General features: G+C 67.6%; 11 protein-coding genes and 1 pseudogene. 4 read left to right on the plus strand and 8 right to left on the minus strand.

The features are described 5' to 3' along the window. Positions 1-234: 234 nt before the first annotated feature. Positions 235-438 carry a hypothetical protein gene (locus tag ACIO3O_RS39210; RefSeq protein WP_401754689.1) on the plus strand — a complete coding sequence of 68 codons (204 nt, stop codon included), beginning with the start codon at positions 235-237 and terminating at the stop codon, positions 436-438. 543 nt (positions 439-981) lie between these two features. On the opposite strand, the gene ACIO3O_RS39215 is transcribed toward ACIO3O_RS39210, so the two are convergent. Next, on the minus strand, positions 982-1,464 hold the full coding sequence (locus tag ACIO3O_RS39215) for an Imm21 family immunity protein (RefSeq protein ID WP_401754578.1): 483 nt from the start codon (positions 1,462-1,464) through the stop codon (positions 982-984). A gap of 203 nt (positions 1,465-1,667) precedes the next feature. Here ACIO3O_RS39215 and ACIO3O_RS39220 point away from each other — a divergent pair, with 203 nt between their 5' ends. Next, the gene (locus tag ACIO3O_RS39220; RefSeq protein WP_401754580.1) at positions 1,668-1,937 is read left to right on the plus strand and encodes a barstar family protein; all 270 of its coding nucleotides are present in this window, start codon (positions 1,668-1,670) and stop codon (positions 1,935-1,937) included. A 66-nt stretch (positions 1,938-2,003) separates the two neighbouring features. Here ACIO3O_RS39220 and ACIO3O_RS39225 read toward each other — a convergent pair. From ACIO3O_RS39225 to ACIO3O_RS39245, 5 genes and pseudogenes are all read right to left on the minus strand, one after another. Next, positions 2,004-3,272 (minus strand): annotated as a pseudogene (locus ACIO3O_RS39225) (IS701 family transposase). Between the two features lie 126 nt (positions 3,273-3,398). Further along, a complete protein-coding gene (locus ACIO3O_RS39230; protein ID WP_401754583.1) occupies positions 3,399-4,217 on the minus strand; it encodes a hypothetical protein in 819 nt (272 codons plus the stop codon). Between the two features lie 954 nt (positions 4,218-5,171). Continuing rightward, positions 5,172-5,789 (minus strand): hypothetical protein, encoded by a 618-nt coding sequence (locus tag ACIO3O_RS39235; RefSeq protein ID WP_401754585.1) that lies wholly within the window; start codon positions 5,787-5,789, stop codon positions 5,172-5,174. A 55-nt stretch (positions 5,790-5,844) separates the two neighbouring features. Further along, positions 5,845-7,530 carry a hypothetical protein gene (locus ACIO3O_RS39240; RefSeq protein WP_401754587.1) on the minus strand — a complete coding sequence of 562 codons (1,686 nt, stop codon included), beginning with the start codon at positions 7,528-7,530 and terminating at the stop codon, positions 5,845-5,847. Positions 7,531-7,926: 396 nt separating this feature from the next. Beyond that, positions 7,927-8,079, minus strand: a complete 153-nt coding sequence (locus tag ACIO3O_RS39245; protein ID WP_401754589.1) for a hypothetical protein — start codon at positions 8,077-8,079, stop codon at positions 7,927-7,929. Positions 8,080-8,147: 68 nt separating this feature from the next. Here ACIO3O_RS39245 and ACIO3O_RS39250 point away from each other — a divergent pair, with 68 nt between their 5' ends. Beyond that, a complete protein-coding gene (locus tag ACIO3O_RS39250; protein ID WP_401754592.1) occupies positions 8,148-8,387 on the plus strand; it encodes a hypothetical protein in 240 nt (79 codons plus the stop codon). A gap of 258 nt (positions 8,388-8,645) precedes the next feature. On the opposite strand, the gene ACIO3O_RS39255 is transcribed toward ACIO3O_RS39250, so the two are convergent. Then, entirely contained in the window at positions 8,646-9,734 is a 1,089-nt protein-coding gene (locus ACIO3O_RS39255; protein WP_401754594.1) for a methyltransferase, read from the minus strand. A 129-nt stretch (positions 9,735-9,863) separates the two neighbouring features. Next, complete coding sequence (locus tag ACIO3O_RS39260) at positions 9,864-10,691, minus strand: helix-turn-helix domain-containing protein (protein ID WP_401754596.1); 828 nt, start codon at positions 10,689-10,691, stop codon at positions 9,864-9,866. A gap of 685 nt (positions 10,692-11,376) precedes the next feature. Between ACIO3O_RS39260 and ACIO3O_RS39265 the strand changes: the two genes are divergently transcribed. Further along, positions 11,377-11,970 (plus strand): DUF6461 domain-containing protein, encoded by a 594-nt coding sequence (locus tag ACIO3O_RS39265; RefSeq protein ID WP_401754599.1) that lies wholly within the window; start codon positions 11,377-11,379, stop codon positions 11,968-11,970. Positions 11,971-12,103 lie beyond the last annotated feature (133 nt).

Below are 12,103 nucleotides of genomic sequence, written 5' to 3' on the forward strand. Positions count from 1 at the left end.
ACGGGAGAGCGACCGCCACGACGTTGCGGCCCGCCTCGGGGTCATCGACTGGCCGCAGGCGCGGGAACGGCTCTTCGGGCGGCTCGACGCCGACACCCGCGCCGGAGGTCAAGGACGCCGCGACAGCGACTGGGTCACCGTCCTGCGGGGACGGGCGTGCTTCACGGGCGAGCGGGAGCTGACGGTGGTCACGGAACGGGGGACCGAACACCTCTCACCGCCGAGCCGGCCCACGTGTTCCACTCCGCTGGCACCGCCGTCACCGTGGTCGAGCGGCAGGACACCCTGCTCGGCCCGCAGGGCGAATCGGTCGCGCGCCTTCACGAGGACGCGGACGCCCAGTGGGACCTCCGGCTGGGGCAGGAGAAGCAGACCGACGCCGTGCGCGATCACTTCGCAGGCTCGCCGGGACAGGAGCACGGGGCGCTTCGCACCTGATTACTGACGGTCACTCAGCTGAGCGCCGCGGAGACTGTACGAGCCTACGAAGGACCGCTCCACAGCCGCCGACCCCGGGGCGGCCCGCAGGCATTCCCGGCCCTCACTCTCGCTTCGGCGTCGCCGGCCACGCCTTCCTCACGCGACACGTCCCCACACAGCACTTCGGCACACGTACGCACGCATGCGCACCCACGTGTGCACCTGCACCTGCGTCAGCACGTAACGGGAGAAGACCTCGTCCGAGACCTCGGCTCCACGGAACATCGAGATCGCCTGGCCCGGCCTGGGCATCACGTCACCGCCGAACTCGCGACCGCAACCCCGAACTGGCCGAAGCGCTCTGGGAATCCCTCCCCTACCGCAGTCTCCAGGGGCACGCACTGGCGGCCGGTGAACCGGGCAGCATCGAGGGCGCCGTGACCCGCATCAAAAAGATCAAGAGACAGCTCTACGGTCGAGCCGGATTCGAACTCCTACGCAAAATGATCCTGCTTCAGTGACGCTCGGCAGCAACTCCCCAGGATCTTTACGAACGTCGTATCAGTCCAGCTCGACAAAACGATGGACGCGAAAAGACGTCAGGCTGTTCGGTTCGATGCTTGCCGAATCCACTCGGTAGCGGCCGGCGGCCAGGTCGAGGGAGGTGCTGCCTGTAAGAGTCCCGACCTCGGTGCCAAAGTAGGCGGCGTCGAACATGACAAGCTCGCCAGTGGTGCTGAGTACGGGGCCTTCCTTCCACTCGGCGGTGGAAAGACCAGTCCGGATGATGTCGACGACACCTTCCTCGCTCTCCGCGTAATGCCAGCGGACGAGCACGCGATGCTCGGGAAGGTAGGAGGTGGAGAGGGGTTCGTCCCCGAGGACGAGTGCCTCAGCTCCGTCAGGCAGTTCGAGGACCCCGACGAAATCCATCACCTCGCAGGCCCGGTCGTAGTCGTCCTCCGGTCCCGACCAGTGCGGCAGTGCAGTGCGCGGAACCACAATGAAGGGGCCGCCCTCCGTATCCAGCCACGTCAACGACATGCCGCCTCCATCCTTTGGCTCCGTGTTCCGTGGCGACAGCGTATGTGCCCGGTCGTACAAGGGTCACGCCTGTGGTGGTCGAGGTGCACGGTAACGGGCCCACGGTCGCAGCTCGACCATTCCCAAGTACGACGTGTACGAGTAGGACTCCGTTAGGTTTGCGGATCTTGGCTCGATGGATGGCCTCCGTACGATGTCGGATCATGGTGACGATCGATGTTTCCTCCGTCTCCACGGAGAGGGAGTTGCATGACCTGCTGAAGCAGGAGCTCGGTTTCCCGAACTTCTGCGGCAGGAACTGGAGCGCGTTCTGGGATGCCATCACCGGTCTGGTCAGAGTTCCCGACCATCTGCGCTTCACCGGCTGGTCCGAGCTGCTGGACCAGGTTCCGGAGGGTGGCCGAGAGCTTCAGCTTCAGCTCGACCGTTACCGCGATGAGTACCGGCCGGGTCTGCTCGTCGAGTACTCGTAGACGAGGCTCCTGCCCGGGGACAACGGCAATGCGCGTGGTAGGTGGTGCAGATGCCGGTCCAGCACCTCAGTAAGTCCTGGATGGTGTCAAGGATTTGGTAGAGAGAGTGAGTCCGGCCCGGCTGCTTTTGGGCGGAGCCGTTGTTCGGTGAGGAAGGCGTGGGCTGCAGTGACGAGGGTGACGTGGTGGTGCCATCCGGGCCAGGAGCGTCCCTCGAAGTGGTCCAGGCCCAGGCCGTGCTTGAGCTCGCGGTAGTCGTTCTCGATGCGCCAGCGTCGTTTCGCCCAGCGCACCAGGTCCGTGACGGGATTGTCGGCGGGGAGGTTGGAGAGCCAGTACTCGGTGGGTGCTTCTGCTCCGTCGGGCCACTCGGCCAGCAGCCACAGATCCGGCAGTACGCCTTCCCACCAGCCCTGTTCGGAGGAGGCCCGCGCCTGGATGGGGCGCTCGACGGCCTTGCCGGCCGGGCGGACTCGCAAGGCCGCGAACTTCGAGCGCAACGGGCCGCGGGAGCCCTGCCGCCAGGTCACCTCGGCAAATGCTGGGCGTCCCTGCCCTGTGGCGAGTGTGGCCGCGGAGAGCGCGGGTTGCCGGTAGCGGGGCTGCGGCCAGCACCCGATTGTTCCCTTGCGGGGTGGTGTCAGGGGCAGGGTGTCGAAGGCGTGGGCTGTCACGTCGGAGCGGATCGCCAGCACATAGTGCAGGCCCCGTGCGGTGAGTGCGGAGCGGAAGCGGGCGTTGGTGCCGTAGGCGGCATCGGCGACGACGACCTGCGGGCCCAGAGGCCCCACCCGGCGAGTTCGTCGAGGATGTCCAGGGCCAGCAGCCACTTCTCCCGGTGGCCGACTCCTGCCGGCACCTGTGTTTTTGCCCTTCGCCTGTCATCGTGTGCCCATACCGCAGCCAGGAACAGCCGCCACTGCAACAGGCAGGAAGCAGCATCGGTGACGGTGTGGACGCTGACCGCCACCTGGCAGTTGGCCCGCTTGCCCAGCGCGCCACAGTACTGCGGCGCGACTGCGACCGACATCCGGCCGTCCTTGGGGAACGACACGTCGTCGATCGCTCAGGCAGCGGGCCCAATCAGTTCCGACATGCGTACGGCGAGCCGGTGCTGCACCGGCAACGGGTCCCACGGCGACTGGTTCACGAACTGCTGCAAGTTCTGCTCGTTGCCGTCCGCCAGCCCCCCGCCATGGCCTGGATCGACTTCCGGCGCCCGTCCAGCATCAGCCCACGCAGATAGCAGTCACCTTTGCCCCGCTGATCCCGACGGGGCACCGAGGAGAAGACGTCAGCCACGAACTCCGCCAACTCACATCGCAGATCATCCACTCACCGCATGTCCACCCATCCAACATGCTCCCGAACAGCACGAACAGCACGAACGAGAAGACCTAACGGAGTCCTACTAGCGGCCCGGGTGAAGTTGGTTGTGTTGGGCAGGCGCTCGTCGGGAGTTCAGCTCGCGGACTTCGGGCAGGGGACGGTGCTGCGCAGCTCCGTGCTGCCCCACTTCAGACGCCACTCGAACGGCTCGCATCCCTGCAGACTTCGCTCCACGGTGAACTTGAACCCGGTGGACTCGCCCGGGCCGATCCTCACGTCGCAGGCCGTGACGTAGGTCCCGCCGTAGACGTTGAATCGCTTGCAGCGAGGGTCCTTCGTGCGAGCGGCGCCGGTGAAGAGTTGCAACTGGGCCCTGTCGATGGTGCTGCCCTGGGCTCGGGTCACGGTGACGGTGAGGTCGGTGTCCTGTCCGGGTGTCAGGTGGCCGGGGGTGAGGGCGACGCTGAACGGCATCCGGACGCGGGCGGTGGTGAGGGTGAAGGTCTTCTCGGTCGTACCGGCCTGTGTGCTGTTGCCGATGTGGTCGCCACTGCCCACGGCAGTGACCGAGCTGATCACTTTGTAGGTGCCGGGTCCGACGTACGGCACCGGGGTGTCGATCTCTCCGGTCGCCACCTCGTTGCCGTTCCGGTACATCTTCCACGAACCGTAAGTGGAACAGATTTTCTGCTTGGTGTAGCCGCCGATGACGGGCAAGAAGCAGTCAGCGGGGGCGGAGACCGTCATGAACTGACCGTTGGTCCGGACACAGGAGTTGACGTTGGCCTTGGCCCCCTCGATGCCCGGGAACTTGGTGGTGCCACCACAGTGCCGTTCGGCCGATGCGCCCGTGGGCGCGCTGAGCGGCAGAGCGGGGGCCGCGTAGCTCGCGGATGCGCCGACCACGCCGAGCAAGGCGGTGGTCAGGCCGAAAAGGAGGGTTCGTCGCATGACGGGGCTCGTCTCAACAGAAGGGGAACGCGGGACGGCCGCAGTCTGCCGCCTGCGGCCGCGCCACGCCCGTGACCGGGGCATGAGCCGTCCTACTTCACCCGAACGCCGCCCGTACGTCGGAGGGCACCCGCCCCGGTCACAGCGCACGCACGCCGTACCCACTTGCTTCGAGAACGATTCCGGGCTCGGCCTACCGGCTTGAAATCCCGGGCCAGTTCTCCTCCGTCCAGCCAGCGGGGAACGCAGCGCGGCGAGTTCCCGTCAGGCGGCCCCAAGCCGCAGTGAACTTCACCAAGGCCGCCTAGAAACGCCCCTTGCCCATCGCTGCCGAGAACGACGGCTTCCGGCAGGATCACCGATCAACGACCGTTCCGCAGGCTGACCCCGCCACCCGGCCAGGCGTCGATCCGGACCCAGAAGTTCGCCTTCTTGATGCCTCCCAGCGTGTACGAGCCGTTCATGCCAATGTTCATGAAGTTGCTACGCGAGTCCGCGTGCGAGCTGGCTCCGTTGTTCCACCACGGGGAAACTTCAGCCGCCACCTTTCCCCCGCGGGCTGTTGCCTGCCCGGCGTGAGCCCTGCCCGTTCCGGCGACCGACGAGGACCGAAGCCCCAACGACCAGGGCGCCGACGGCGTACGCCCACGTCGCATCAAGGGCGACGGCAATGACGAAGAAGCCCGCGCCCACACCTGCGACGCCCGCCTTGAGCAGCGCCGTGCGAGCGGCGGATCGAGACGTTCGCGGAGTCCGGCGAGACCGGGGCGGTCGGTGAGACCCGGGTGTCATGGAGATGCCCCTTCTGTAGACGATGCGCTCGTCCTGGCCGGATCGCGCACCCCCGCGGCCAGGGTTCGGAATCTCGGGGGGGGGCGGGCGCCACCCACGCATGCGTCTCCGCTGTCGCCGGCCCGCTCGCCGAGTGCGACCGGGTCGGCGACAGCCGGGGCGTCAGTTCGTGAAGGTGATCGTCTTGCAGACGCCGCCGATGATGTCCACGTAGTCGTCCCATGCCGCGATGTTCTCGGTGGCGATGGAGAAGTCGGCCATGGCGGTGCGTCCGGGAACGGGAACGAAGATGTGCATCTGGCGGACGAACGTCGGGCTGGTGTCGTCCGCGAGCAGGTTCACCGGGCGCTCCACCTTGGTCTCCTCGGTGAGGACGACGGCCGGGCCGGTGTGGAGATTGACCACGCCGACCTCCGCCTCCGGGTAGATGGCGCCCATGGTGCGGGCCAGGCGGTGGACGGTGCGGTCGTTGGACAGCTCGCTCGGGCGCGCGGTGACCGTCAGCAGCAGCGAGCTGAGCGTCTGCTCGGGCGCGTCCTGGGAAGGTCCGGTCAGCAGGATGCCGGCGTAGACGGCTCCGGCCGCGCTCAGCATCTCGTACATGGACTGCTGGGAGACGGCGGCGCGGGCTATGTCCTCGTCGGACGGCCTGGGGGTGAGGGTCTTCAGGTCGTCGATGAGCTTGTTGGTGTTCTCCTCGGCGGAGATGCCCAGGTTGATGTCGCGGAACACCTCGGGCACCTGGAAGCTGAGCGGCAGGTCGATGGTGGCTTCGGGCATGACGGCGGAACTCCCTTGAAAGCGGCGGCGGTTGGGGCGGGGAGGTGGGCGGAGATCAGGCCCAGGCGCGCGCGAAGCGGGCCAGGGAGGTGGTTCCGCCCCTCCGGGCCCGGAGGCCCACCTCGATCCATTCCCCGACGCGGGCACCGCCGGCGTTGGCGCTGCCGGTGAGGATTTCACCCGCCGTCCCGACCTTCTTCGAGGTGTCCATGTCGGCGCCCGCGGCCAACTCGATCACCGTCGGCACCTGCGTGGTCAGCTCCACCGCGCCCTGGATCACCTTGCCCGCGACCCTGCCGGACTTCGTCGTGGTGCCCACCAGCTTGGCACCCTGGGAACCCAGGTACTTGAACGGAGCGGAGGCGTGGGAGGCGGCGACTCCGCCTGCCGCGGCCATGAACGCCTTGCTTCCGGCCCGCATCGCGGCGCCGGCCTTGCCCACCGTCTTCATCGCCGTCGTTCCGGCGCGTACGCCCTTGGCGACCGCGCCGACGAAGGGCAGCGCACCGAGGGCGTCCGCACCGAGTTCGGCGAAGGTCGTCACGTCCCAGTCGCCCTTGAGGGCCGCGTCCACGGTGTGCGCACCGAGTGCGGCGACGGAGGAGATCATCGCGATCGGCCCCATGATCGGGGTGAGCACCGGAATCAGCGCGAGCACACCCGACACGGCCGAGATGATGCCCAGGACGTCGCCGAGGATCCCCCAGAAGCCGCCCTCCTTCTCCTTCGCGGCCTCGGCGGCGGCCACCGCCTTCAGGTACTCGAACTCCTGGCCGCGGGTGTCGATGACCCGCGTGAACTCGCGGTCCAGCAGCAGCGCCTGGAGCTGGAACTCGGCCTGCACGGCGAGGACGAGATCGACCAGGTCGCGGACCTCGGCGTCCGGTACGACGTCGGGGCCGTATGCCTTGTCCTCCAGGCGCCAGTGTTCGCCGGAGAAGGTGATGCCGGCCTGGGACAGGGAGCGGACCGTGCCGATGTTCCGGGCGACGTCGGGGTCGGTGAAGTCGATCAGGCTCAAGGGGGTACGGCTGCGTTCGTCCCGCCGGGAGGGGAGGTTCACCGGCAGGGAGCCCTCGCCGAAGCCGTCGTCGTCGAGGGCGAGCTCCTTGCCCGCCTCGATCATCTTCGCGACGACGTACCAGGTGAGCGCCTCGTCCACCGAGGGCGGGGACTCCCTGGTGCGCTCCCACGACTGCGCCGCGCTCTCGGCGATCTCCGCCTGTTCCTCGTCGGTCAGGGAGCGGCCGAGCTGCTTCTCGATGAGGGCGGCTTGTGCGGACAGCCAGGCGTCGAGGACAGGGCGGGCGGCGCGGACGTTCAACGTGTGGAGGAAGTCGCCGATACGGCCGGGGGGCAGGCGGGACCATCCGCCGGCGTCGTCCTCATCCTCGTCCTCGGACGAGCCGCCCTTGGCGGGGGCCGGCTTGGCGGCGGCGGCCTCCTGGTCGGCGTTGATGATCGCCTCGGTTTCCCCGTCCAGCCGCCGGAGCGCGCTGAGGATCCGGCCCTCCTGGTAGAGGAACACCTTGATCAACTGCTCTATTCGGAAACGCTCCTCGTCGCCAAGGGCTTTCGCGTCCCAGCCCCAGATCTTTAACGAGTCGCCCTCGTCGCGGGTGAACATGTTCAGCTTCGAGTGCACCGCGGCGACGATCAGATCGTGCTTCCCCGGGTCGTAGCCGAGGTGCGGCATCGGGGTCCGGCCGCCGCCGTCGGCGTTGGCGTACAAGGTCTTCATAGCGAAATGGCCCTCCTGATAAACACGTTGGGCCGGAGTGATCATCTCCGGCCGGCACCATTCTGAGTGGATGATCACGACTGCGGCAAGACCGCATTGCACGACCGCTGTCGTGATGCCGAAGCAGCGAGATCGGTGGGAACGGGTGCGGATGCAGGCCGCAGAGATGTTCGCTGCCGGTATCCAAATGCCGTGTGCTGCCGCAGAGTTGGGAGCTTCCCGGAAGCCGGCTTGTACCTGGCATGCCCTCCATGAGCTCTTCGTCTGGCGGGGCCCGCCAGACGAAGAGCTCAGTCACACCCGAGCGAGCGCATTCGCTCTGAGCAGCCAGTTCTCTGCCTTGGCCGGTGACCATCAGCGCGACCAAACGGGGCTGGTGACAACTACGGCGACCAGTCACATGTGTTCACTGCACGGCGGCAGCTCCACCAGGCGCACGCAGCACTCGCCGACCTGTACGACGTACTCCCCTGGTCCGTGAAACCGGCGGACGGACACACCAGCCAGCACCGCATCATTGGCCGCGAAACCGGGGAACTGCACCACCATGTCCTCCCCGCCTCCCCGGCTGGACCGACAAGCAGATCAAAGAGGTCGCCGCGCTCCGGGTCCGGATCATGGAGCTGTCCGTCGACGTGAACACCCACCCGCACGGGAGGTCCGTCTACGCGGGCAACCTCGCCGACGCCCGCTCCCAGCACCTGCCTGCTGCGGCCCCCGCCCTCGCGGCCGATCTCGCAGAGGCGGCGTGGCAGGACTGCGGCAGCAGGTACCGGGCGGGGACGATCTGCCGTCGGACGGCGGACGTCGGACGTCGGACGTCGGACGTCGAACGGCTGAAGGTCCTGGAGACGTAGGCCGTCCTCACTCTCGCCCGGACACCGGTGGCGCTCACCGCAGCCGAGCAGCCATGTACTGCGTGCCGCCCCGACACCGCACTCGGGATCCTTGGGTCGGGGAATCCGCTCAGGTGCCGGTGTGGGCGAGGGCGGCCCGGAACTCCTGGGTCATCAGGGGGACCGAGCCACGCTGCACCGGGGCCGAGCCGGGCTGGAGGCCCCCCGGCGAGCTCACCTTGCCCATCTCCAAGTAACCCCACGGCACATGGCCTGCCGTCAGCCGGTCTCGCCGGCCACGGCCTCGATGAGGGAGTACGGTGCGGCTTCCGTGAGCGGAGTGACCGAGCTGAGGGACAGGCCCGCACGGCGGCAGACTTCCTCGAACTCCCTTCGGGTGCGTTCCCTGCCGCCCACGTTCACCAGCATGTTGAGGTCGCTCAGGTAGGTGACTCCGCCGTCGGTGGCGTCGGCTTCCGCGTCGGTGTCGGTGTCGGTGTCGACGATTTCGGGAAGCACGGGTTCCACGATCAGGACGAGGCCGCCGGGTGGCAGCACCTCGCGGCAGTGGCTCAGGATCGTGACCGCCTGGTCGTCCGTCCAGTCGTGCAGGACGCTCTTCATCAGATAGAGGTCCGAGCCCCCGGGAACCGAACGGAAGAAGTCCCCGGCGATCAGCGAGCAGCGTTCCTCCAGTCCGTGCCGCTCCATCGTCCTCGGCGTCCCGGCCAGCCCCTCCACCGTGTCGAAGACCACCCCGGTGAGGCCCGGATGCGCAGCGAGCACACCGGCCAGAAGGGTTCCCCCGCCCCCGCCGACGTCCGTGACCCTGGTGAACCGGCCGAAGTCGAAGGCGTACGGCAGCGCGGCAGCGGCCTCCGAGACCGCTTGGCTCATCGCGACGTTGAACTCGGCCGACAATTCCGGGTGTTGGGCGAGGTGGTGGAAGAAGTCCGTGCCGAAGACGGTGTCGAACGCGACCTCGCCGGTACGGACACTGTCGTCCAGATGTTCCCAGGCGCGTAATACCACCGGCTCGGTGAACATCCCCACGAACGACGTGAGCGAGTCGGGGCGGCCGGGGTCCAGGAGGGCGCCCGCCGGGGTCACCGAGAAGGAATCGGGGGTGTCTTCTCGCATCAGGCCGAGACCGGTCAGGGCGCGCAGTAGCCGCGTCATGGGCTGGGGTTCGGCTCCGGCGTCGACAGCCACATCGGCGGCCCGTCGGGACGTACCACCCACCAGCTCCACCACCCTCAACCGGACCGCCGCGCGCAGGGTTTGCGCGGCCATGCTCCCGAACGCGAGCCGGACGATCAGATCGCGGTCGGCCGTGCCTGCTGCTACTCGGACATCGGTGTTCGTCACAGGTGCCTTCCCATCTTCGCGTGGTGGTAGGTGTCTTCGTGTGGTGGTACGTGTCTTCGTGTGGTGGTACGTGCATGAACCGGCGCGGGCTCTCGTGTGCGTGGTCGATCGCTTCGGTGTGGGCAAGGGTCAGTCGGCCGACGTCGCCCGGCCGGCCAGAGCGCCCGGCGTACACCCGGCGAGGGCCAGCACGTCGCGATGGAGATGGGACTGGTCGGCGTATCCGCACGCCAGGGCGACGTTGCCGGCACTCTCGCCCGCGCAGAGTGCTCGGACGGCATGGTCGAAACGGACCAGCATGGCGGCACGCTTGGGCGTGAGGCCGACCTGGGCACTGAACCTGGACCACAGCCGCTTGCGGCTCCATCCGCAGGACTCGGCGAGGTCACCGACCCTTGTCCGGCCTCGACGGGCCACGATGGTGTCCCAGGTGGCGGCGACCTCGGGCGACATCGACGGTCCCTCCACAGCCCGCTTCGTGAGGAACTCGTCCGTCAGCGCGAGACGCTTCTGCCACGCCGTGGTGTCGGTCAACTGCTGCCGAAGACGGCTTTCGTGCCGCCCCCACAGGTCATCAAGTCCGATGACAGCGCCGTCCAGTTCGCACGGAGAGACGCCCAGCAGCCCATAGGCGGCCCGGGGCGACAAGCACACTTCGACGCCTTCGAAGCGCTCGCTACGGACGCGCGCCGGGCCGTGCGACAACGCGGCCACGAAGCTGCTCATGGACCGGTGCCCCGTGGCACTCTCCACCGTGAGCGGGTCGCCTCCGAGCCCGATGATGACGATCACGGAAGGCTGGGGGAACACTCGCATATCCAGCCCGGCGGTGATGCGGTCACGGAACCCGGCCATCCGGACGCCGTCGAGGGATGTGCCGCCGAGGGGGCGGGCGACCTCCCATCCGCCCTCGGCATCGCGATCCGTGGAGGTGGCTCCCACTTCTTGTCTGCGCATGCCTCCACCGTCGCCGACTTCGGGAGTCCTGTCTTGTACGAAAATTCCGTGTGCCGTCCCATCGACACCGCCACCGCCCAGGACCTGCTGGGGCGGCTGCTCTGTCCGCTCGGCAACCCAGCCGGGCACTACCTGCAACGCAAGGCGTTCTTCCGCGAGTTGTGCACCGGCTGCCCGCTGCGGTCACGCTGCACCACGTGCAGAATCGGGTGCCGGGCCGCATGGTCCAGTGCCAGCAGTCCTCGGCTTCCTCAAGGGGCAGCACCCGTTGTCCGCTGTGAGCCAAGGCCGCCGCGATCCCGCCGACCCGGTGGTGGAGGTAGCCCGAGCGCTTCGCCGGGAATTGCAGGACGTGCGGTGCGTGCGGTGCGTTCGGCGTATCGCTGGCCGCCGCACGCAGGGCTTCGGTGCACTTGGCCCCGTTCCGGCTCCCGCTCGATTCCCAGAACGATACGTCGGCCTGCATGAGCAGTACCGTCACCGCCACTGACTCGTCCCGTTGGCCTTTGATCGACCCCAAGCGAGTTTGACCACTGATGAGTTGTGTCGGAGGAGTATGACCGGCTTTGCCGAATCTCGTGACCACGCTCTTCCAGATCCAGGTTGGTTGTCAGTGCCTCTGTCTAGGGTGACCACTGACATGCGCGGGAGATCATGATCTGCGCTCAAGGGATCGGTGTGCATCGTGGGTGGCAGTATTCAGTGGCTGATAGGACGCGATGACTGGGCGTACAGCGTTCTCTTCGCCCGTGGCATCACGCCGGAAGAACTCGCCCTGCGCATGGGCGGTGTGCCGGATTCTGTCCTGTCGCCGATCACGGGCATGGAGGCATGGGACCTGGCCACGGACTTCGACACGGATGATGAGCATGTGGTCCGTGTCGGCGTGAGCGGGGGATGGTCTTTTGCTCTGAAGTACGGGTTCCCCACGGGGGTGGACCGACTGGCGGAGATCGCGCGGGACAGCGTGGAGGTCGTCCATCTGGACCCTCAGCCGGACCATCCTCCGAAGCAGTTCGCCTATGCCAGGGACGGGGTGGAGGTCTGTTCCTTCGGTATCGGTGAAGAGGCCTGGCGATGGGGCCGGCTGCCGGACTTCCTCCTGAACGAACTGGTGCAGAACGGCGTGCTCTTCCCGGACGGCACCAACGCCCGCCCCGACAACGAGCCCTTCCGCGACGCCGAACGTGACACGCTGACGCTTCTTGAGGCCCGGTTCGGTCTCTCCTTGCCCTGCGACGTGGAGGAGCGGCAACTGCCGGCCTTCGTCCTCCGATGAACGTCGTCTTTGCTGACACCTTCTTCACTGAGCACGTGGTCGAACCCACCGCAAGGCGTACGCAGCCTCATTCGAGCCCTGCGGAATGCGATCGAACAGATCCGTCACGCTCCGCGACGGCTCCCCACTTTCT

The sequence above is a fragment of the Streptomyces sp. NPDC087440 genome, from assembly GCF_044744005.1.
Classification (GTDB): Bacteria; Actinomycetota; Actinomycetes; order Streptomycetales; family Streptomycetaceae; genus Streptomyces.